This is a genomic window from Candidatus Hydrogenedentota bacterium, assembly GCA_019637335.1.
Classification (GTDB): domain Bacteria; phylum Hydrogenedentota; class Hydrogenedentia; order Hydrogenedentales; family JAEUWI01; genus JAEUWI01.
The window spans coordinates 1-21070 of the sequence record JAHBVV010000001.1; the positions used below are offsets into that span (position 1 = coordinate 1).

Annotated in this window: 17 protein-coding genes; 4 read left to right on the forward strand and 13 right to left on the reverse strand. The window is 64.7% G+C overall.

Annotated elements, in window-relative coordinates; translation table 11 throughout:
* Positions 1-325: 325 nt before the first annotated feature.
* Positions 326-1624 (forward strand): PQQ-like beta-propeller repeat protein, encoded by a 1299-nt coding sequence (locus tag KF886_00005; GenBank protein ID MBX3175717.1) that lies wholly within the window; start codon positions 326-328, stop codon positions 1622-1624.
* A gap of 254 nt (positions 1625-1878) precedes the next feature.
* Here the strand turns inward: KF886_00005 and lpdA are convergent, their stop codons facing one another.
* The 6 genes from lpdA to KF886_00035 form a co-directional block, all read right to left on the reverse strand.
* Positions 1879-3300 (reverse strand): dihydrolipoyl dehydrogenase, encoded by a 1422-nt coding sequence (gene lpdA / locus KF886_00010; GenBank protein ID MBX3175718.1) that lies wholly within the window; start codon positions 3298-3300, stop codon positions 1879-1881.
* A gap of 90 nt (positions 3301-3390) precedes the next feature.
* Positions 3391-4725: a 2-oxo acid dehydrogenase subunit E2 gene (locus KF886_00015; protein ID MBX3175719.1), complete on the reverse strand. Its 1335-nt coding sequence runs from the start codon at positions 4723-4725 to the stop codon at positions 3391-3393.
* A 163-nt stretch (positions 4726-4888) separates the two neighbouring features.
* Positions 4889-7552, reverse strand: coding sequence for a pyruvate dehydrogenase (acetyl-transferring), homodimeric type (aceE, locus tag KF886_00020; protein MBX3175720.1), 2664 nt, complete (start codon positions 7550-7552; stop codon positions 4889-4891).
* 183 nt (positions 7553-7735) lie between these two features.
* The gene (locus KF886_00025; GenBank protein MBX3175721.1) at positions 7736-8473 is read right to left on the reverse strand and encodes an ABC transporter ATP-binding protein; all 738 of its coding nucleotides are present in this window, start codon (positions 8471-8473) and stop codon (positions 7736-7738) included.
* On the reverse strand, positions 8470-9459 hold the full coding sequence (locus KF886_00030; protein ID MBX3175722.1) for an extracellular solute-binding protein: 990 nt from the start codon (positions 9457-9459) through the stop codon (positions 8470-8472). The genes KF886_00025 and KF886_00030 overlap by 4 nt, the downstream gene beginning before the upstream one ends.
* A gap of 35 nt (positions 9460-9494) precedes the next feature.
* A complete protein-coding gene (locus KF886_00035) occupies positions 9495-10739 on the reverse strand; it encodes a pyridoxal-phosphate dependent enzyme (GenBank protein ID MBX3175723.1) in 1245 nt (414 codons plus the stop codon).
* 585 nt (positions 10740-11324) lie between these two features.
* Here KF886_00035 and KF886_00040 point away from each other — a divergent pair.
* Complete coding sequence (locus KF886_00040; GenBank protein ID MBX3175724.1) at positions 11325-12695, forward strand: aspartate aminotransferase family protein; 1371 nt, start codon at positions 11325-11327, stop codon at positions 12693-12695.
* A 1156-nt stretch (positions 12696-13851) separates the two neighbouring features.
* Here KF886_00040 and KF886_00045 read toward each other — a convergent pair.
* The gene (locus KF886_00045; protein MBX3175725.1) at positions 13852-14304 is read right to left on the reverse strand and encodes a hypothetical protein; all 453 of its coding nucleotides are present in this window, start codon (positions 14302-14304) and stop codon (positions 13852-13854) included.
* Between the two features lie 465 nt (positions 14305-14769).
* Here KF886_00045 and KF886_00050 point away from each other — a divergent pair, with 465 nt between their 5' ends.
* Positions 14770-14997: an addiction module protein gene (locus KF886_00050; protein ID MBX3175726.1), complete on the forward strand. Its 228-nt coding sequence runs from the start codon at positions 14770-14772 to the stop codon at positions 14995-14997.
* A gap of 72 nt (positions 14998-15069) precedes the next feature.
* Here the strand turns inward: KF886_00050 and KF886_00055 are convergent, their stop codons facing one another.
* Positions 15070-15744, reverse strand: a complete 675-nt coding sequence (locus tag KF886_00055) for an endonuclease III domain-containing protein (protein MBX3175727.1) — start codon at positions 15742-15744, stop codon at positions 15070-15072.
* Between the two features lie 94 nt (positions 15745-15838).
* On the opposite strand from KF886_00055, the gene KF886_00060 reads away from it, so the two are divergent.
* Positions 15839-17281 (forward strand): hypothetical protein, encoded by a 1443-nt coding sequence (locus KF886_00060; protein ID MBX3175728.1) that lies wholly within the window; start codon positions 15839-15841, stop codon positions 17279-17281.
* Between the two features lie 57 nt (positions 17282-17338).
* Here the strand turns inward: KF886_00060 and KF886_00065 are convergent, their stop codons facing one another.
* Genes KF886_00065 through KF886_00085 form a run of 5 tightly spaced genes read right to left on the reverse strand, consistent with a single transcriptional unit; the run spans position 17339 to position 21015 of the window.
* A complete protein-coding gene (locus tag KF886_00065) occupies positions 17339-18337 on the reverse strand; it encodes an amidohydrolase family protein (protein MBX3175729.1) in 999 nt (332 codons plus the stop codon).
* Positions 18338-18343: 6 nt separating this feature from the next.
* Positions 18344-18784 carry a hypothetical protein gene (locus KF886_00070; GenBank protein MBX3175730.1) on the reverse strand — a complete coding sequence of 147 codons (441 nt, stop codon included), beginning with the start codon at positions 18782-18784 and terminating at the stop codon, positions 18344-18346.
* A 57-nt stretch (positions 18785-18841) separates the two neighbouring features.
* The gene (locus KF886_00075) at positions 18842-19264 is read right to left on the reverse strand and encodes a hypothetical protein (protein ID MBX3175731.1); all 423 of its coding nucleotides are present in this window, start codon (positions 19262-19264) and stop codon (positions 18842-18844) included.
* Between the two features lie 33 nt (positions 19265-19297).
* Positions 19298-20005 (reverse strand): phytanoyl-CoA dioxygenase family protein, encoded by a 708-nt coding sequence (locus tag KF886_00080; GenBank protein MBX3175732.1) that lies wholly within the window; start codon positions 20003-20005, stop codon positions 19298-19300.
* On the reverse strand, positions 20002-21015 hold the full coding sequence (locus KF886_00085; protein ID MBX3175733.1) for a Gfo/Idh/MocA family oxidoreductase: 1014 nt from the start codon (positions 21013-21015) through the stop codon (positions 20002-20004). Before KF886_00085 ends, KF886_00080 begins: the two co-directional genes overlap by 4 nt.
* Positions 21016-21070 lie beyond the last annotated feature (55 nt).

The window sequence follows — 21070 nt, forward strand, 5'->3', positions numbered from 1 at the left end:
GTATCGCGGCATGACAAGAATGGGCTGGCGCTACTTCAGACCGCTAAAGTGTTACGAACTAACGACAGTGAGCGTTTTGGAGCGCCGACATCTGTGCCGGCAAGGTCGGGGATTCGCCGCAGGCGAAATGCCAGCGCCCCAACACGCGCCCTTTTTAACATTGAAAGCGGCTCATGTGGCGCTCGGATCGAGTTGGAAGTTTAAATGCGATTGCCCTGATTTCCGGGCGGGGGCTGGATGTAGCCAGTGATGGGATAGTTTGCGCACCGAACGCCATGGCGTTACGATAGTCGCCTGGTTGAGGCAGCACGGAGACCATCCCGCCATGAAATCTCATACGATGAACCGCCGTACTTTTCTTGCCGCCGCGGGCGCCGCCGGATTGGCCGCGGCCGCTTCACCATCGGACGGCGCGGCGCAATCCGCGCCCGTTCGCGCGGACTGGCCTCATTTCCTCGGGCCCGCGCGGACCGGGGTTTCGGCGGAGACGGGGCTGCTGAAGACCTGGCCGGAGGAAGGGCCGCCGGTGGTATGGCAGCGGGATATTGGCGAAGGCTATGGCGCGCCGGTGGTGGCGGAGGGGCGGCTGGTGAACTTCCACCGGATCGGCGACGAGGAAATCGTCGAGTGCGTGGATGCGCTGGATGGGGCCAAGTCGCTTTGGCAATACGGCTACCCGACGCGGTACGTGGATCAGTACGGTTACAACGGCGGGCCGCGTTCCTCCCCCGCGATCGCGGGCGGGCGCGTGTACACGTATGGCGCGGAGGGGGTTCTGACGTGCGTGGATTTTGCGACGGGCGCGCTGCGCTGGCAGCGCCCGGTGAACCGCGAGTTTAACGCGCCCCAGGGCTTCTTCGGCGCGGGCAGCGCGCCGGTGGTCGACGGCGGCCTGGTGTTCCTGAATACCGGCGGCCCCGACGGCGCGGGCGTGGCGGCGTTTGACGCGGATACGGGGGAGACGGCGTGGACAGCGAGCAACGACACCGCGAGCTACTCCACGCCCATTGTGGCGGCGCTCCACGGCGAGCGGCTGGCCATTTTCCACACGGGCGACGGCCTGCTGGTCGTGGAGGCGAAAACGGGGATGGAGCGCTACCGCTATCCGTTCCGCTCCGAACTGTACGAGTCGGCGATCGCGGCGACGCCGGTGCTCGTGGGCGATGTGGTGTTTCTCTCGGGCGCGTACCATATCGGGGCGGTGGCCCTGAAGCTTGCGCCGGGCGGCCTGGAGGTGGTCTGGCGCGACGAATTCGCGATGCAGAATCACTGGGCGACGAGCATTTACCACGAGGGGTATCTCTACGGCATGGACGGGCGCCACGAGCGGGGATCGAACCTGCGCTGCATTGAGTTTGCGACGGGAAAGGTGGTTTGGACGGCGGAAAAGGGGCTGGGCCGCGCGTCGTTCATCATGGTGGAGGGGCATCTGATTGCGGTGGGCGAGCGGGGCGATATCGCGCTGATCGAGGCGAGTCCGGAGGGCTACCGGGAGAAGGCGCGGGTGAAGGTGCTGTATTACCCGGTGTGGACGCCGCCTATACTGGCGCGGGGGCGGCTCTATGTGCGGAACGAGCGGAGCAAGCGGGCGATCAAGTGTCTCGACCTGCGGGCGGAGGCGTAGCGCGGGCCTGAATTCCGCCGATTTCGATTCCCCGGAAAGCGCCCGCCAATACTACCTCGGATAGAACGTGACAGAGGTCCATGAGGCGCCGGAGGCGGGCGTCTCGTCTGTCTCGCGATTCCATCTTCCGATCGGGCGCAAGCCCGCCAGGCGTACAACCACGCCACGGCGCCAGCATCTTACTACACAACGAAAAAACCGGGCCGCCGCGCCTATGTCCGCGGCGGCCCGGTGGCCTTGTCTCGTGGTATCGCCTACTTCTTCTTCGGGCGGTAGATGTGCGTGCTCGTGCCATAGACGGCGCCGGCGGCCTCCATCACCGTTTCGCTGAGTGTCGGGTGCGGGTGGATCGTCAGGTCGAGATCGCTCGCGAGCGCGCCCATCTCGATCGCCAGCGCGCCTTCCGCGATCATTTCACCCGCGCCCACGCCGACGATGCCCACGCCGAGCACCTGCTGCGTCTCGGGATCCGTGATGAGCTTGGTCAGGCCCTCGGTCCGGCCCACGGTCGTCGCCCGGCCCGACGCGGCCCACGGGAAGCGGGAGACGTGCACGGCGCGGCCCTGTTTCTTCGCGTCATCCTCGGTCAGGCCGCACCACGCGATTTCGGGATCGGTGAAGACCACCGCCGGAATCGCCTGGGGCTCGAAGGCCGCGTTGTGGCCCGCGATGACCTCCGCCGCCACGCGCCCCTCGGCGGAGGCCTTGTGCGCGAGCATCGCCCCGCCCACGATATCGCCGATCGCGAAGATGTTCGGCTCGGCGGTGCGCATCTGCGCGTCGACCTCGATGTAGCCCTGTTCGTTCACGACAACACCGGTGCTCTTGAGGCCCAGGCCGCTGGAATTCGGCTTGCGCCCGATGCTCACCAGCACCTTGTCATACACCCGGTTCGGTTTCTTGATGCCCTCGCCTTCGAGCACGACCTTGATGCCCGCCTTCTGCTCCTTCATCTCCGCGATCTTGGTGTTGAGCAGGATTTCCTTGAACTGCTTCTCCAGGCGATCGTGAAGCGGCTTCACCAGGTCGCGGTCCGCGCCCGGCAGCAGCCCGGGCATCATCTCCACGCACGTGACTTCCGAACCCAGCGCGGTGTACACCGTGCCGAGCTCCAGCCCGATGTAACCGCCGCCCACGAGGAGCAGGCTCTCCGGGATATCCTTCATCTTAAGGGCGCCCGTCGAATTCATGATCCGGTCGGACTCGATGAGCGGGCCGAAACGCGCCGGGCGCGATCCCGCCGCGATGATCGTGTATTCCGCGGCCAGCTTGACTTGCTTTCCGTCCTGCAGGGTGACGATGATTTCCCGCGGCCCGGCAAAGGTGCCCCGGCCGCGGATGTAGTTAATCTTGCGCGCTTTGCAGAGCTGCCCCAGGCCGCTGGTCATCTGGTGCACCACGCCCTCGGTCGCGGCGCGGACGCGGTCGAGGTCGATTTCGGGCTCGGCGAACTTCAGGCCGAAATGCGCCGATTCGCGGGCCTCGTTAATCACGCGTGCGACGTGCAGGAGCGCCTTCGACGGAATGCAACCGCGGTACAGGCAGGTGCCGCCCGGGTTTTCCTCGACGTCGATCAGGGTGACTTCCAGCCCCAGGTCTGCCGCCATGAACGCGGCCGCGTACCCGCCCGGGCCGCCGCCCAGCACGGCCACCTGTGTGCTCTGATTGCTGCTCATACGCTATCCTTCTCCCCGTGCGGGGCCATTTTCGTGTTGGTCCGCCGGCGCGCCCCCGATGCGGCGCACCCGGCGCGGGTTCCCGTCGTCTCAGGACTCGAGAATCAGTTTCCAGGGGTTTTCCAGCGCCTCGGCCACCCAGCGCATGAAGCGCGCGGCGTCCGCGCCGTCGATCAGGCGGTGGTCGTAGGAAAGGCTCAGCGGCAGCATGGTGCGCGGCACGAGCTGGCCATTCTGGAAGACGCCCTCGATCGAGGAGCGAGACACCCCGAGAATCGCCACTTCCGGCGCGTTGATGATCGGCGTGAATCCCGTGCCGCCGATGCCGCCGAGATTGCTGATGGTGAACGTCGTGCCGGACATGTCCTCCAGCGTGAGCTTCCGGTCGCGCGCCTTCTTGGCAAGCACCGGCAGCTCCAGCGCGAGTTCCTGGAGGCTCTTCCGGTCGACATCGCGCACCGCCGGCACCAGCAGGCCCGCCGGCGTATCCACCGCGATTCCGATGTGGTAGTACTGCTTCAGCACCACCTCTTCGCTTTCAAAATCCAGACTTGCATTGAACTTCGGAAAGCGGCGCAGCGCCTCGGTGATCACCTTCATCAGGAACACCGTCACCGTGAGGCTGCCTCCCTCCGCCTTGATGGCCGGCGCGTACTGCTGGCGGACCTGCTCCAGCGCCGTGATGTCCGCCTTCTCAAAATGCGTCACGTGCGGGATCGTGGTCCAGCAGTGTTCCATGTGCTCGGCGGTCTTCTTCCGGATCCCGCTCATCGCCTCGCGAACCACCGCGCCCCAGCGATCGTCCGAGCGCGCGCCGGAAAGCGCCGGCGGGCCCGTGCGAACCGGCACGGGCGCCCGGGACGCGTCGCCCGGCTCGGATTTTGCCGCCGGGGCTTCGGCGGAAGGCGCCCCGCCCGCCGCATAGGCTTCCACGTCCTGCGCGCTTACGCGGCCCGACGGATCCGAGGTCGGAACATCATCCAGTTGGACGCCGAGTTCGCGGGCGAGCTTGCGCACCGAGGGGGAGGCGAGCACCTTGCCCGAGGAGCGCTTCGCCGCGGGCGTCGCCGCCGGGGCGGCTTTGCGCGCGGCCGGCGCGGGCTTCGATTCTTCCTTTGGAGCGGGCTTGGATTCGGCCTTCGGCGCTTCCTTCTTTTCCGCCGCCGGAGCCTTCGCCGCCGCACCCTCGGTCCGGTCGGCGATCAGGATCACCTGGCCGACGGACACCTTGTCGCCCGGCTTGACCTTGATTTCCTTGATTGTGCCGCTGAAGGGAAGCGGGATCTCCGCGACGGCCTTGTCGGTCTCGATCTCGATGATGGGGCTGTTGGCCGACACCGATTCCCCCACGGAAGCCAGCACGCTGGCCACGGTGCCGGAGGTGACGCCCTCGCCAAGCTCGGGAAGTTTGAACTCTGTTGCCATGGATAGTTGTCCCTGAGTCGTGTTTCACGCCCGGCGGCGGCCCGTTCCGCGGCGCGGCCGGCGGCGTGGAAGAATCGTTCGCGGGCCCGATTCGCAACCCGCTCTCTCATTTTGTGCTGGATATGCCTCGCGCGGCCCGGTGGCGGCTACGCCCCGGAATCGCCTACGACGTCGCCGGATCGGGCTTCGTCGCGGATATCTTCAGTTCGGCCATCGCCTTCTTCACCACGTCGATCTTAATCTTGCCGTCGCGCGCGAGCGCCGAAAGCGTCGCCAGCACAATGTGGCGCGCGTCCACCTCAAAGTGGTCGCGCAGCGCGGCGCGCGATTCGCTGCGACCGAAACCATCCGTGCCCAGGCTCTCGATGCCCTGCGGCACCCACTTGGCCACGCCGTCCGGCAGGATTTTCATATAGTCGGACGCCGCCACGATCACGCCCGGCTCATTCGCGAGACACTTGGCGATGTGGGGCACGCGCGGTCGCGATCCGGGGTGCAGCCGGTTCCAACGCTCCGCCGCGAGACCGTCGCGCCGCAACTCGGTGTAGCTCGTGACGCTCCAGACATCCGCCGAAACCTTGTACTTCTCCAGCAGCTTCTGCGCCTTGAGCACTTCGTTCATGATCGCGCCGCTGCCGAGCAACTGCGCGTGGAGTTTGGTCTTATCCTTGAGATCGGAGGGCTTGAACTTGTACAGGCCCTTGAGAATGCCCTCGCGCACGCCCTTGCCTTTGGGCATCGCCGGCATCGGATACGGCTCATTCTCCACCGTCAGGTAGTAGAACACGCTTTCCTGCTTCTCGTACATCCGCCGGATGCCGTCCTGAACGATAATCGCCAGTTCGAACGCGAAGGCCGGATCGTAGCTGATCATGTTGGGCACCGTGCTGCCCAGGACGAGGCTGTGCCCGTCCTGGTGCTGGAGCCCCTCGCCGTTCAGCGTTGTGCGGCCCGCCGTACCGCCCACCAGGAAGCCCTTGGCGCGGATGTCGCCGGCGAGCCACACGAGGTCGCCGATGCGCTGCATGCCGAACATCGAGTAGTAGATGAAGAAGGGGATCGTGTTGATCGCGTGGGTGGCGTACGCCGTGCCCGCCGCGAGCAGCGAGCACATGGACCCCGCTTCGTTGATGCCCTCCTGCAGGATCTGGCCGTCCTTCGCCTCGCGGTAGTACAGCAGGTTGTCGGCGTCGACGGGCTCGTACAGCTGCCCCTTGGAGGAGTAAATGCCGACCTGGCGGAAGAGGCCGTCCATACCGAAGGTGCGCGCCTCGTCCGGGACGATCGGCACGATCAGCTTGCCCAGCGTCTTGTCGCGCAGGAGCTGGGAGAGAATGCGCACGAACACCATCGTCGTGGAGACCGCGCGATCGTTGCCCGAGAAGAATTCCTTGATCAGGTCGTCCGAGGGGGCCTTCAGCGGCTTTACCGTCACGTCCCGCCGGGGCAGGTAGCCGCCAAGCGCGCGGCGGCGCTCCTGGAGATACTGCATCTCGGGGCTGTCTTCGGCCGGCTTGTAAAACGGCGCGTAGGCGATTTCCTCGTCCGTGATCGGGATGCCGAAGTTGCCCCGGAACTCGCGGAGTTCATCCTCGTTGAGCTTTTTCTGCTGGTGGGTGATGTTCTTGCCTTCACCCGCTTCGCCCAGGCCGTAGCCCTTCACGGTCTTTGCCAGGATTACCGTCGGGCGGCCTTCGGTCTCCACCGCCTTCTTGTACGCGGCGTACACCTTAATCGGATCGTGTCCCCCGCGCTTGATCCGGCGGAGCTGTTCATCGGTCAGCGTGTCGAGCAGCGGCTCAAGCTCGGGATCGCGCTCGAGGAACCAGGTGCGAATATAATCGCCGGTCTCGACGGTAAATTTCTGGTAGGATCCGTCGACCGCGTTCTCCAGCACCTGGATCAGCCGCCCCCCGAGATCCGACGCAAAAATCGGGTCCCACTCGCTGCCCCAGATCACCTTGATCACGTTCCAGCCCGCGCCGCGGAAAATGCGCTCCAGCTCCTGGATGATCTTCCCGTTGCCGCGCACCGGCCCGTCGAGCCGCTGGAGGTTGCAGTTGATCACGAAAATCAGGTTATCGAGCTGCTCGCGCACCGCCAGCCCGATGGCCCCGAGCGTCTCGGGCTCGTCGCACTCGCCGTCGCCCAGGAACGCCCACACGTGCCCGCCGTTGTCCGGCTTCAGGCCGCGGTGCTCGAGGTAGCGGTTAAAACGCGCCTGGTAGATGGCCATGATCGGGCCCAGCCCCATCGACACGGTCGGAAACTGCCAGAAATCCGGCATGAGCCACGGGTGCGGGTAGGAGGAAAGGCCGCCGCCCTTGGCCAGTTCGCGGCGGAAGTTGTTCAGATGCTTCTCGGAAAGGCGCCCCTCCACGTAGGCGCGGGCGTACATCCCGGGAGAGGCGTGTCCCTGAAAATAGATTTGGTCGCCCCCGTGGTCTTCCGTGCGCCCGTGGAAAAAGTGATTGAATCCCACTTCATACAGCGACGCGGAGGAGGCATACGTCGAAATGTGCCCCCCGATGCCGTCGCTCTCGCGGTTCGCGCGAACAACCATGGACATGGCGTTCCACCGGATGGTGGATTTGATAAGCCGTTCGAGTTCCCGATCCCCCGGGTACTCGGGCTCCTCGTCGGCCGGAATCGTGTTTATATACGGCGTATTTGCGGTAAAGGGCAGGCGAACGCCCCGCTCGTATGCCCGGTCCGAAAGCTTGTCGAGCAATTCCCGACCGACATGCACGTCGGTCTCGTCCAACAGCGCGTCCAGGGCGTCCAGCCACTCCTGGGCTACTTGTTCATCCAGAGATCCGTGTTCCATACTCACTGGCGCCGGCTATCCTTTCCGCTTCGATGCGCCCGCGCCCGCGCGGGCACACTACGGCCCGCGTCGCCAGGCAGGGAAGCGCATCATGCTGCTGGCCCGGCACGATCCAGGCCAACGCGTATTGTATGCCACGCACGCGCCGGGCTTCAAGGCCACTGCGCGCGCCCGAGGCTCCGGCTACGCGCCCGACGCGCCCGATTCCCGCTGCCGCGAGAGGAATTGGCGCACAAAATCCGTGGCGGGCGCCTCCAGAATCTCGCGGGGCGACCCGATCTGGTGGCAGACGCCATCCTTCATCACCGCGATGCGGTCCGCCAGCTCGATCGCTTCTTCCTGGTCGTGTGTAACATAGATAGCCGTGATGCCAAGCTTTTTCTGGATTTCCGCAAGTTGCGCGCGCGTGGCGTAGCGCAGTTCCGCGTCCAGATTGCTCAGCGGCTCGTCGAGCAGCAGGATTTCCGGGTGGACCGCGAGCGCCCGCGCAAGCGCCACGCGCTGCTGTTGGCCGCCGCTTAACTCCGTGACCCAGCGGCGCTCCAAACGCTCCAGCTGCACCAGCGCGAGGGACGCGCGCACGCGCTCGGGGATCAGGGTCTTGTCCATGCGCTGCGCGCGAAGCCCGAACGCGACGTTCTCAAACACGTTCATGTGGGGAAAAAGCGCGTAACTCTGGAAGACCATCGCGGCCTTCCGGCGCTCGGGCGGCTCGTGGGTGACGTCACGCCCGCCGAAGTAAATCGCGCCGGAATCCAGCTCTTCGAGCCCCGCGATGCTCCGCAGGGTCGTCGTTTTCCCGCATCCCGAAGGCCCGAGCAACGCGAAGAACTCGCCCTGCGCGATCTCGCAGGAAAAATCCCGCACGCCGCCGCCCTCGGCGAAGACCCGCGTGACCCTTTCGAGGCGAACGCTGCTCATGGGGCCTCAAAGATCTCCCTCTTCCACCGCTCGCACCAGGCGTTTTCTTTTTCCGCGAACGCGGCCCAGTCGATCTCCATGGCGCCGATCCGCTGCGCCACGAGCTTCGGCGGCAGCGCCGCGGCGTCTATATCGTTCCGGGCCGGGAGCTTGGCGTATTCCGCGGCCTGATGCACGAGCGCTTCCTTCGTGGTCACGAAGTCATAGAACTTCCGCGCCCACTCGGGATTCGGGCCACCCTTGACCAGCGCGATGCCGTCCGTCAGCACGGGCGTGTCCGGCGGGATGTAATAATCGAAGGGAAACCCGTTTCGCACCGCCTGCATCACGATATCCGGCATCAGCCAGATGCTGATCTGGCCCGGATTCTTCTTGATATGGTCGAAGAGCAGCGCGGGGTTGCCCAGGTATTGCCCCGTCTGCCCGTGAAAGTCGCGCAGCCATTCAATCCCGGCGTCTTCCGCGCCCGCGCGGTGGATCATCGCGCAGATAAAGGTGCGCATCGTGCCCGATTCAAGCGGGCGGCGCAAACTGATCTTGCCCCGCCACGCTTCGTCGAGCAGCCCGTCCCACGTGCGCGGCATGTCCGCCGCCGTGTAGTGGCGATCGTTAAAGAGGATCGCGAGTGGGGACAGGTACGTGGCGTGCCACCGTCCCTCGGAATCCTTGTATTCCGGCGACAGCGCATCCGCCCATTCCGGCGTGTATGGCGCAAGCAGGCCCTCGTCCGCGGCCTGCATGAACATGGTCGAGGGCGCGCCCCACCAGATGTCGCACTGCGGGCGGTTGCGCTCGGCCAGGAGCCGGCTGTGCACCTCCTTGGCGCCCATATCGACCATGTGGACATCAACGCCGGGGTGCGCCGCCTCGAACAGGACCTCGTAATCCCCCAGCATTTCGGCGCCGTGGGGGCTGTAGACGACGATGACATTGGAGGGCCCGCATCCCGCCAGGAGCAGGACGCCCATCCAGATCGCGTGTTTCATTGAAATGACTCCCAGCAGGGTAAGGTGGCGCGGGATCAGGCCGGGATCGGGAGGCCGGGAACGGACGCAAGCGCCTCCGGGGTCGCGGGGATCCTGGGGACATCGTCCGCGCTGGCCGCCAGGCCGCCCAACTCCTTCAGGCCGCTGCCCGACACTATACAACAGACACGCGTGTTCTTGTCCAACCCCGGCAGCGCGCCAGGCGCCGCTATCGCGCTTGCGGAGGCGATTTCGCAGAATAGTCCCTCCGTCTGCGCGAGTTGGGTCTGGGCGGCGCCCATTGCCGCGTCGGTCACGGCAATCGCCGCGCCGCCGGTCTCCCGGATCGCCGGCAGGGCCGTGTGGCCATCGAAAAGGATGTCGTCCGCGATGGCCCCGGCGATGGTGTCCGGATGCGGCCACGGGTGCGCCAGGTGGGTATTGAAGTCCCATCCGGCGTCGATCGCCTGCACCAGCGGCTGGCAACCCGCCGCCTGAACCCCGGCCAGGCGCGGCAGCTCGCGCACGAGCCCCATGGCCCGCAGGTCAAGCAGGCCGCGCCATATCCCGCCCAGCAGCCCGCCGCCGCCGACCGGCGCGACGATCCAGTCGGGCAGATCGCCGCGATACTGCTGGTATAGTTCGTAGGCGATGGTCTTGGCGCCCTCCACGTTCCACGGTTCGTAGATCCCGGCGGTGGACAGGTGATACCACCCGTACCGCTGGCAGGCCCCGATGCAAAGCTGGAAGACCGCCGCCGGAGAAGGGTCCTCGACCGCGATCACGGTGGCCCCGTAACACCGCGCCTGGGCCATCTTGGCCGGCGCCGCCTGCCCGTGCATAAACAGCACCGCGCGCATCCCCGCCCGGGCCGCATAGGCCGCCGCAGCGGCCGCAACGTTTCCGGACGATACCGCCGCGACCGTCTGAATTCCCTTGCTGCGCGCCCAGTTCAACCCGACCGCGACCTGCCGGTCCTTGAAGGATCCGGCGGGATTCGCCATCTCGTTCTTCAACCCGATCTCCCCCGCGCCAATCGCCGCCGCGAGGGCCGTTGCGCCCACGAGCGGCGTCGCGCCCTCGCCCAGGCTGACGGCCGCGTGGTCCCGGGGCAGCGGAAGCAACTCCCGGAAGTCCCAGAGGCCGCGGGCGGGCCGTTCGAGGTAGCCTGGGCGCAGGTACACCCGCGGGCGCAACGCCAGCGGCGACGCGCATGCCGGGCAGCGCGCGGGGCCATCTATGGGGGCGGTCCGGCCACAGGTGTAACAGGCGAACTCGAAGCGGTCACATAGTTCTTGCAAGGCGAGGGCGTGTCCCGAAAACAGGGAACGGGCGCCCCGGCTCCAGACCGGGGCGCCCGCTCGCGACGAAAGACTGTACGTCTTGATCGGTCCGGACTAGAAGAGCCAGCCGAAGAAGAAACCGAAAATGTTGATTACGAGCTCAAAAACCCACCGGAACACGTTTCCAATAAACTCAAAAATGAACATTGTCTTCTCCTTTAACTGTTTCGTCAGACGAATACGGCGCGGGTACACGCCAATGGCCCGCGCTCACTACTACAAAACCTGTATCTGTATGTTACATCTTTGAACCCCCCTGTTCAACCTCGATCAGGCGTGTATCCGCACACCCCTTGCGCGGTTGCCCCGCCATTCTCCACTCTGTTTGCGCGCCAACCCGTGGCGGTGGCCCGCGTGATCCCCGCAGCCGGCGCGAGAGCGCGAAAACTGGACTGCCTCCCGCCGAATTTGAAACAATAGGGTTCCGCTCCCGGCCCCGCATCGTCCCGCCCGGCGCCCTTGCGCGCCGCGGCCCTGCCGGGCCAATCCAGAACACTCCGCCGCGGCGCGGCCCGCGGCATGCCCCACAGGAGAGCAGCGCCCATGGCCACCAAAGAATTTCCCCTGACGCCCGAGCAGGTCCCCCACGTCGATACCGCCCACCGCAAGATCGTCACGCCGCTGCCGGCGCCGGATTCGGTCCCCACGCTGGAGCGCCTGCGCGCCATCGAGCCGCGCAGCATGGGCGGCCAGCCGCCCATACTCTGGGATCACGGCCACGGCGAGTATATCTGCGACGCCTACGGCAACCAGTGGATTGACTTTTCCAGCGGCGTGCTCGTCACCAACAGTGGCCACGGTCGGCCCGAGATCGGCGAGGCGATCGCCGCCATGGCGAAAAAGGGCCTCTATTTCGCCTACGCATTCCCGACCGAAGTGCGCGCGCGGCTTATCGAAGAAATCCAGTCGTACCTGCCCGCGCCCCTCAAGCGCGTCTTCCTCTTGACCACCGGCGCGGAGGCGACCGAATGCTGCATTAAGCTCGCCCGCACGAAGGGCATGCAGGCCGGCGGGAAGGAAAAGTCCGTCCTCGTATCCTTCACCCACGCTTTCCACGGCCGCACCATGGGCTCCCAGCTCGCGGGCGGCATTCCCGGCCTCAAGGCCTGGATGGGCGATCTCGACCCCCGCTTCGTGAATGTGCCCTTCCCCGACGGCTACCGCCAGCGGGACGTGGGCTTTCACGTCTTCGAGGAGTCCCTCGCCGCGCAGGGCGTCAAGCCGGAGAACGTCTGCGGCGTGATGAGCGAGACCTTCCAGGGCTGCAACGCCACGCTTATGCCCCCAGCCTACGCCCAGGCCCTGCGCGCGTGGTGCGATAAACACCAGGCCGTGCTCATTTTCGACGAGGTCCAGGCCGGCTTCGGGCGCGCGGGCAAGGCCTTCGGCTTCCAGCACCTCGGCGTGGTGCCCGACCTGGCGGCCTGCGGCAAGGGCATTTCCGGCGGCACGGCCCTTTCCGCGGTCGTCGGCACGGAAGAGCTCATGACCATGTACGGCCCGGGCGAAATGACCAGCACGCACTCGGCCAACGCGATCTCCGCGGCCGGCGCCCTGGCGAACCTCCAAGTCCTCCGGAAAGAAAAGCTCATCGAGCACACCGCGGCCATGGAGCCCGTCCTCAAGGAGGGCGCCGCCGCGATCGCCACCGCCTCCAACGGGCGCATCGGCGCGCACGACGCCGTCGGCCTGGTGTGCTCCCTGCAATTCCGCCAGGGAACGGAAGGAACCGACCCCGATCCCGACCTCGCCTGGCGGGTCGTCTACAACAGCTACAAGCGCGGCGTCATGCTCTTCGCCCCCGTCGGTGTCGGCGGCGGCGCCGTGAAGATCTGCCCCCCGCTCGTCATCAAGGAAGACGCGCTCCGGGAAGGGCTGGGGGTTGTGGAAGAGGTGGTGAAGGAACTGGTGTAAAACCTTCGAAGCGCCAAGATGCCTGTGCGCGCAATCCGGGACTTTGATGCATCCAAATCTGCACGATTTCCGCGTGAAGAACGACCCTCGCCTTTTCCAGGCGATCCGGCGTCACAACGGATATGCCGACAAATGGGAGCGCAGGCGGCCCGCCTGCACCGCACCAAAGGCGCGTCTTTACCGGGCGGTCGGCCCAGGTTCGCCGGCGGAATGTTTGAGTATGGGCGAAAAGCCCGTTTCACGTGGACTCCGCCGAGCGAAGACTAAATATGGCTCATCCGGTTTGAAGGTGCATCAGCAACGATGACCGAAAATTTGAGTTGATTGCTCGGTTCTCTTTTCCAGGCGACGATGCTAAGAGCGGATACGAGATTCCTTGAACCTTGTCTGTGGTACAGACGGTGTGTTCGGCAGCAGAACTGGATGCCAACGCACTCTTTCGGCCCGAAGGGCCAACGCAGTTTTCAGCCCTGGGCAACGCCCAGGGATTGAGCGGTGGGCTTCTTGTACGCCCTGAAAGGGCAGCGCAGTTGAACTTCAGGTAACACTTTAGCCGTATGAAGCACCCCCGGTGGGAGAGCATGTCTCGATCAAGAGAGCGTGAATCGAAGGATCGCGGACACTCCTGTCTGCGGCAGGAGGTGCGCAAGACTTCAGGTGATTGCTGCGCTTGTGTATAGACGCCGGTCCCGATTGGATTCCGGTTTTGGGGACGCCGGGAATCTATTCCAGGCCAGCCATGCCCGTTGAAAGCCGACGCAGGCGTTGCCGCAGGCAAGAATGCCCGCGATCCTTTAGCCGTGCTTCCTCGCAGAATTACCGGAGCGCTTGGAATTATACCTGCTCACTGCTTCATACGGCTAACGTATTACAACTTCAGAAACGCTGGACTGGCCTACCACTGCGCTGCCCTTTCAGGGCGGGGAAGGCGATGTCCCGGTATTCCCCGGGCGTTGCCCGGGGCTGGAAGCTGCACTGGCCCTTCGGGCCGAAAGACCAGTCGATACGATTTCAACAACAGAGGCCCCAACCGGCACACATTGGCGGTTTCGGACAATTCGGGCACGGAGAAACGCCGATGAATAATCCCGTACGCTCAAACCGGATGAACCCTAAGTGTCATCGGTCAACCAATAAAACGAACTGAACGGCTCCGCTATTTATATTCTTGCTTACCTCCTCGTGGCGGCAGGTCTGCACTCTGCAATCTCCCCTCTACTTTGGCAAGTAGCTCCACAACGCCTTCCCGCAAACTATCTTTATTTGGGAGAACCATTGCGGAAATGTTTGTGTGCGCATATCGAAGCAGATGAGACTCGTTGTTAAGCTCACTAAGACGAACTAACCAGTACGGAGGGGAGGGGTCCAATGCCAGGCCACTATCATTCGCCTTTTCCCAGGCCTTTACCAAATCGTGCCCGACGCACTTGGGACTCTTGATGTCCTTTTCCTTGTACTTCCCGGTCCACAATAAATAAGCCTTTAGCCCGATTTCCACCGCGAGCGCGGCAATATAAGCGATAGGTATTGAATTGTCCGGCTGCTTATCATGTAGGGTAATCAGTGCGCGTTCGAACATTTTTGCCCGGTGAAACATCGGCGCCGCCATACTTAATTCCGGGTCACCCGGGCCATCCCGGCGGTTGATTGAGATACCCCCGAGGGTTATGTTACCTGAACCAGATATCGGGGCTGCTTCTTCGCATCTCTTGCTGTGCTCGTCCAATGTATAAACCCTTTATCGTACACATTTTCATCGGTTAATTGTTTTCCCATGAGGATTATACGAAAGCGTCTTAGGTCAATTCGCCCCACAATGTGCTGGCCTCAAACAACTCTTGGGAATGGCCACTCTGTTGGGACCAAATACCAACCACCCGGCTACTCCCGCATCAGGAGCGGATCCAGCGGGCGCCGCCCACCCATTCTGGGAAACCATTACAGTCGCCGTTCCCGCCAGCACAATCGCTACGAACGTAGCGACCCGAAAGTATGCTCAATAAGCAAAGATCATTTTATGTGGACCGGGATTCTCCATCTGTATGCTATAGTTGCTGAAAAAGTGAGGGCCGCTATGAGCACGGAAGATCTTATCGACGAAGTCACCATGTTACCCGTCGAGGAGCGCCTGCGTATTGTCGACGCCTTGTTGAAGTCCATGAACACCCCGGATCCCGAGGTAGACAAGGCGTGGGCCAATGCTGCACAGCGCCGTTTAGAGGAATTGGACTCGGGGAAGGTGGAAGCTATCCCGGGGGAGGTTGTTATCGAGCAAGTTCGAACGCGATTCAATCACCCATGAACTTCAGCCGGTGCCCGGAAGCGGAAGTAGCGTTGGCCGCTACCCTGGCGTTCTACGCTGCTGCAGCCGGCCTCATCCCACCACCGGCTGCCCGCGCTTCAGGAGGGGCTCCAGCGGGCACCCGGCGCATTTGGGGTGGCTGTTGCAGAAATCCTTGCCCGTCCACACAATCAGCCCGTGGTATTCCTTGAAATACGCGACGTCGGCTTTCAGGTGCTCCTCAAACAGCCGCCGCAACGGCTCGTACCGGATGTCTCCCGGCGCCAGCCCGTGGCGGCTCAGGATCCGCCGGGTATACGCGTCCACCACGAACACGGGCTTTTCGCAGGCGTACAGCAGGATGTCGTCCGCCGTTTCCGGGCCGATGCCGTGCAGGGCGAGCAGTTCGGGGCGGAGCTCCGCAAGCGGGCGCTTCGCCATCCGCGCCACGCTCCCGCCGTAGTGCTCCACGAGATGCCGCGCAAAGCCGCGAACGCGCGCCGCCTTCTGCCGGAAATAGCCCGAAGGGCGCAACGCGGCCTCCAGCGCGTCCGGTTCCGCCGCGAGGATGGCGCGCGGCGTCAGTAGCCGCTCCCGCTTCAGGTTGGCGATGGCCTTCTCCACGTTGGTCCAGGCCGTGTTCTGCGTGAGTATGGCCCCGATGCAGATTTCGAAGGGCGTGTCCCCCGGCCACCAGTGTGTGGGCCCGTAATGGGCCGCCATCCGGTCGTAAAACAACCGCAGCGTATCGGAAGTTTTCTTCGCCATTGCGCCTGCTACCGCCTTTCGACACTGGACCTGCCCGCCGCCGGATGGTATCGTAGCGCGGTACGCAATTCAAACCGTTCCCGGGAGATGACCCATGCCTTCGAATCCTGTCCGCGCCCTGCTGCTTCTGCTGTCGCTTTGCCTGATTGCGCCCGCCGCACACGCCGCCGCACTGCACGCCGGCGCCTTTACAACCAGCATCACGCCGGATCAGCCGGTCGCGCTGGACGGCCAGATGACCACGCGCATCGCGCGCACGGTGGAGAGCGAGCTTCAGGCCAACGCGCTGGCGCTGGAATCGCGCGAGGGCGACGCTGTGATCGCGCAGGCCATCTTCGTAGCCTGCGACCTGGTCGCCATCCGCCAGGGCGTGCGCGAAGGCGTGCAGGCGCTCCTGGCCGATCGCATTCCCGATTTCGACAACACCCGCCTCATCCTCAGCGCCACCCACACGCACACCGGCCCGGTCACCGAGGAGGGCAAGTACGCGGTGGACGATCCCGAGGTCATGACGCCGACCGCCTATGTGGCCTTCCTGGTCGAGCGCGTGGCCGACGCCGCCGAGGCCGCGTGGAAGGCGCGCAGGCCCGCGCGGGCCGCCTGGGGCCAGGGCCACGCCGTGGTGGGCTACAACCGCCGTTCCTACTTTGCCGATGGCCACGCGCAGATGTATGGCGACCTGAGTGTCGATGGCTTTCGCGGCATCGAGGGCCCGGAGGACCACGCCGTGGAGGTGCTGTTCTTCTGGGACGACAACGACGCGCTTTTAGCCACCGCGGTGAACGTGGTGTGCCCCGCGCAGGAAGTGGAGAGCCGCAGCGCGGTCAATGCCGACTTCTGGCATCCCGTCCGCGAAGGCCTCAAGGAAAAACACGGACAGGAGCTCGTGGTCCTCGGCTGGACCGGCGCGGCGGGCGATATTTCCCCGCACATCCGCTACCGGCAGGCCGCCGAAGACCGCATGCGGAAGCTGCGCGGCCTCGACCGGCTCGACGAAATCGCGCGCCGCATCCTGATCGCGTGGGACGAGGCCCTGGCGGGCGCGGCGGGAGAAAAACAGGCCGATCTCGCCCTGGCGCACGACGTGAAGACCCTCGAACTCCCCGAGCGCATCGTGACTGCGGACGAGGTTGCGGAAGCAAAGGCCGAAATCGAGAAATGGTCGCAGGATCCGAAGTTCTCCCGCCGCGTGAAGTGGCATGAAAAGGTGCTGGAACGCTACGCGCGCCAGCAGGCCGGAAACATCCAGCCGTACATCACCCAGGTGCACACCCTGCGCCTCGGCGACGTCGCCATCGCCACCAACACCTTCGAGCTCTTCGCGCAATTCGGGATCCAGATGAAAGCCAAGAGTCCGGCGATGCACACCTTCCTCATCCAGCTCTGCGGCCCCGGAACCTACGTGCCCACGCCCCAGGCCGCCGCCGGCGGCGGCTACAGCGCGGTGGTCCAGAGCAACGCGGTCGGCCCGGAAGGCGGCCAGGTGCTCGTCGACGAGACCGTCGCCGCCCTCAAGGCCCTCTGGCCCCGGGAATAAGGGACACAGACATTCTTGTCTGTGAAACCTGGCCCTGAGCCCGCCGAAGGGCCCCCTTCACCCCGCCCCGAACATGCGCGCGGCGTTGTCGTAAAAGATGGCGCGCCGCTCCGTCTCGTCCAGCCCCAGAAAGCGCATAGCGAAACAAAGCGCCGCCAGGTTCTCGCAGGCCGCGAAGGTCGTCCGGTGCGCCGTGCCGCCCTGCCGCCGCACCATCTCGTCGGTGCACACGTGCCAGCTCATGCCCATGCGAATGTAGTTGCCGCGAAACGCCACCGCCGTGACCAGATCGGTTCCGAAGAGGATCTTCGCCCGGTCATAGTGCTTCAGTACGGTCAGGAACACGCCCGCGTCGCACACCGCCGAGGTGTCCATCCAGACATTATCGGCGCGCACCAGTGTGTCGACCATGCGCTGCGCGTTCGGCGGGATGAAGCAGCGCCCGCAATGGGCCAGAATGAACTGGCATCGGGGCCAGGCCACCGCGAGGCGCGCGATCTCCGATAGGTTCTCCGCATCGCCCATGCCGCGCGGCTTCGCCACGTGCAGCATCACCGCCAGTCCATAGCGATCCGCAAGCGCGAGCTGGGCTTCGGGGATCAGGTCGGTCACGCCGGCGTCGTTCATCGGCTTGCCCTCAACGAAGCACATGTACGGCTTAAGCACAGCCGGCCGGTATTGCTGGATATCGGCTTCCAGGCGTCCCGGGTCGTCCGATGGCCGCACAAGCCAGGCGAAGGGGTAGCCGGCGGGCGCGCACTGTGCCGCCACGGCGCGGTTCTCCTCGGCCATCCGCACGTCGATCGTGGGAAAGCCCATGACCATGCCGCGGACTTCAGCATCTGGGAGCAGCGTTTTCCACCACTGCTGGAGCCAGGGCAAATCGACGTTCCCGAGCAGGGGATCCAAGGCCAGCGGCATCGTCTCGGCAAGCCGCGGATGGCAGTCGTTCACGAGCAGGTGCGTATGCGCGTCGAAAATGCGCGCGGGAAGCCAGGGGCGAATCTCTTCTTCGTAGATCAGGCGGTCGTCATCGGTGAGCTGGACTTCGCGCATGGTCGCCTACTTCTCCACGCCGTCCGGCTTTACGACGGTCATACGGCAGCGCCCCTTTTCGCAGCTGATGATGTCGTAGTCGACCTCGTAGCCGTACTCGCGGATGAGCGGCGGATACAGCACCTGGCAGTGCTCGCAATACTTTTTGTACGGCTCAATGCGCCCCGACTGGTGCACCAGCTTCGCCGAGGGGCAGTCCTGCATGTCGATGATGAACATGTCGTCATACAGGGAAAGCTGATGCCGCCCCCCTTCCTCCGTGAGCGTGTGCGTCCAGTACCGGTGCATGCCCTTCAGGCCGTCCTGCTCGATGTATTCGCGCAGATTGCCCAGGAAATTGTCCGAGATGCCCTTCCAGAATTCATGCACCTTCGCCTCGCCGTCCTTCTCCTCCAGAAAGCGAAACAGCTCGCTGTAACACCAGATAAACTCGGTACACGAGACCATGGTCTTCCCTTTCTCCGGAACGCGGGCCGCATCGGGCCGGCGCAATCGCAATCATTATCACGCCTTCCAGAACCGCTGCACACACCGCCCGGCGGCCTGGTCGTACTCCACGGCGCTGCGGTAGCCCGCGCGCGAACAGATCGCCTCGTTCAGGATCCGTGTATGCTCGCAGAAATGCGGGTCAATCGCGTAGCCCTGCTGTTTCATGTGCGCGATCGCCGGGCACTCGCGCACCTCCAGCACCAGCGTCTCCCCCTCCTCTCGCAGCGTGTACTTCCCACCTTCCACGGTGAATACCCGGTCCCAGTGATCGCGCAGCGCGACCAGCCCCTCCACATCCAGGGCCTTCACCAGCGGCGCATAAACCGTGTCCGCCAGGCGCTCCAGGTACGCGCGGAGCCCGTCCAGGCCATAGTTCTCGACGACGAACTGGATGCCGTAGCTGAACGCGCCGTGAAAATCCTTGTGCACATTGGCCATGGAATTCGTTTTCCTCGTTTCCGGCCCGGCGGATCAGCCCGCCAGGGCGTAGTTGGCGCGCAGCGATTCGTCCACGGCGCAGTGCGCGCCCTTGAACACCATCAGCAGGCCGAGGCGAGGGTGCTCGCTCGTATTGGGCGCGCTGAAGTGGATCGTGTTGCAGTGGTGCGCCAGCGCGTCGCCCGGACGAAGCAACCCGGCCCACGCCCCCGCGGGATCCACCGGTTCGGCCAGGCCCATCGAGTTGCCCGCCACGCCCGAAGCCGCATGCGGCCGCGCGCCATCCAAATGGCTCCCGCGCAGGTAGGACACGGGCCCGTTCTCCGGCGTCACGGCGTCCACAGCGATCCAGACGGTCAGCGCGTCGGGGGGCGCCAGGCAGAAATAGGCGTTGTCCTGGTGCGGCGGCACGGCGGAGCCCACGCGCGCGGGTTTGTTGAACGATTCCACCGCCATGAGCACGGGATCGCCGTTCACCAGCCGCGCCACCAGCGCGAGGATCGATTCGCGCCGGGCGAGATCCGCAAACCAGGGATCATGCGCCTCCATGCGCCAGCAATTGCGCACGGAAACACCGTCGGCTTCGAAAACAACATCGTTCGGCGGCAGGCCGGGCACAAGCTCCGCCGCATAGCGCCGGATCTGGGTACGTATTTCCTCGATATCGGCCGCGTCGAACAGGCTTTCCACCTTGATCACACCGTCGGACGCGTATTCGGTCGCCAGGGCGTCAATGTTCATGATCCGCTGTCTCCAATGTCCTGCCAGGTCCCGGTCTCCAGGGAGCGCAGCGCCGCCAGGTTCACCCGGAGCGTCTGCGCGCCCTCGGCCAGCGTGCACAGCGGCGCCCCCGTCCCGTCGAGGGCGTCCAGAAACACGTTGGCGTTCGTAATATACCACGCGTCGCGGTCCGGCAGTTCATGCAGGGATTCCTCCCAGGGCCCCTCCACCTCGGTCATGATCCGGAGGCGCTTCTCGTGCAGTTCGAAGCGGACCGTGCCCTTCTCGCAGACCACGGTGATGCAGCTTTCGTTCGGGTGCTGGTACATGTTCATCGCGTAGCTCGCCATCACGTCGCCGTGCCGCGCCATCACGTGCACCGTGTCCTCCACCGTCACCCCGTCCAGGTGCTGGTGCTGCGCGTCCGCCGTCAGGCGCGTAATCGGGCCCAACAGCCACTCCGCCAGGTTCAGCGTGTGCGTAATCGAATCCTGGATCGCCCCGCCGCCCTGCTTTCGATCGGCGAAGTAGATATCGCGGTAGGCTGGCCGGTACGTCGGAAAGTGCTGTCCGCTCGTCATGTAAAGCTGAAGCGGCTTCCCGAAGCGCCCGCCGCTCAGGGCCGCTTTCATCGCCCGCGCGCCCGGGTGCGCCCGGTGGTTGTAGCTGACGGCGGCGATCAGTTTCTTCTCCGCCACCAGCCGTTCCAGCGCCGCGACGCCGTCCAGGGATGTCGAAAGCGGCTTTTCGATGAGGAGGTGGATGCCCGCCTCCGCCACCTGCGTTGCTATCGGTATGTGCGTGTGCGCCGGCGTCGCAATCAGCACGGCGTCCCAGGGGCGCGCCAGGGCGCTCGCAAGCTCCCCGAAGACTTCGGTGAGGTTGTAACGTTTGGCGATGGTCTGCCGGAGGTCGGGGTTGAGTTCGCAGATGCCTATTTCCGCGCGATCGGTGGCGAGAAAGCACCGCACGTGGCGCTCCCCAATGGATCCAACCCCGACCACGAGTATGCGGCGTTTTAAATCAAACATGGGACTTCAGTGCTCCATCTAACGCGAAAAGTGAATGCGAAATACGATCAATCGA

What these genes read in the sequence shown, in the direction of transcription:
- KF886_00005 (MBX3175717.1), top strand. Translation starts at nt 326, where the DNA reads ATGAAATCTCATACGATGAACCGCCGTACTTTTCTTGCCGCCGCGGGC.
- lpdA (MBX3175718.1), bottom strand. Translation starts at nt 3,300, where the DNA reads ATGAGCAGCAATCAGAGCACACAGGTGGCCGTGCTGGGCGGCGGCCCG.
- KF886_00015 (MBX3175719.1), bottom strand. Translation starts at nt 4,725, where the DNA reads ATGGCAACAGAGTTCAAACTTCCCGAGCTTGGCGAGGGCGTCACCTCC.
- aceE (MBX3175720.1), bottom strand. Translation starts at nt 7,552, where the DNA reads ATGGAACACGGATCTCTGGATGAACAAGTAGCCCAGGAGTGGCTGGAC.
- KF886_00025 (MBX3175721.1), bottom strand. Translation starts at nt 8,473, where the DNA reads ATGAGCAGCGTTCGCCTCGAAAGGGTCACGCGGGTCTTCGCCGAGGGC.
- KF886_00030 (MBX3175722.1), bottom strand. Translation starts at nt 9,459, where the DNA reads ATGAAACACGCGATCTGGATGGGCGTCCTGCTCCTGGCGGGATGCGGG.
- KF886_00040 (MBX3175724.1), top strand. Translation starts at nt 11,325, where the DNA reads ATGGCCACCAAAGAATTTCCCCTGACGCCCGAGCAGGTCCCCCACGTC.
- KF886_00045 (MBX3175725.1), bottom strand. Translation starts at nt 14,304, where the DNA reads ATGGCGGCGCCGATGTTTCACCGGGCAAAAATGTTCGAACGCGCACTG.
- KF886_00050 (MBX3175726.1), top strand. Translation starts at nt 14,770, where the DNA reads ATGAGCACGGAAGATCTTATCGACGAAGTCACCATGTTACCCGTCGAG.
- KF886_00055 (MBX3175727.1), bottom strand. Translation starts at nt 15,744, where the DNA reads ATGGCGAAGAAAACTTCCGATACGCTGCGGTTGTTTTACGACCGGATG.
- KF886_00060 (MBX3175728.1), top strand. Translation starts at nt 15,839, where the DNA reads ATGCCTTCGAATCCTGTCCGCGCCCTGCTGCTTCTGCTGTCGCTTTGC.
- KF886_00065 (MBX3175729.1), bottom strand. Translation starts at nt 18,337, where the DNA reads ATGCGCGAAGTCCAGCTCACCGATGACGACCGCCTGATCTACGAAGAA.
- KF886_00070 (MBX3175730.1), bottom strand. Translation starts at nt 18,784, where the DNA reads ATGGTCTCGTGTACCGAGTTTATCTGGTGTTACAGCGAGCTGTTTCGC.
- KF886_00075 (MBX3175731.1), bottom strand. Translation starts at nt 19,264, where the DNA reads ATGGCCAATGTGCACAAGGATTTTCACGGCGCGTTCAGCTACGGCATC.
- KF886_00080 (MBX3175732.1), bottom strand. Translation starts at nt 20,005, where the DNA reads ATGAACATTGACGCCCTGGCGACCGAATACGCGTCCGACGGTGTGATC.
- KF886_00085 (MBX3175733.1), bottom strand. Translation starts at nt 21,015, where the DNA reads ATGTTTGATTTAAAACGCCGCATACTCGTGGTCGGGGTTGGATCCATT.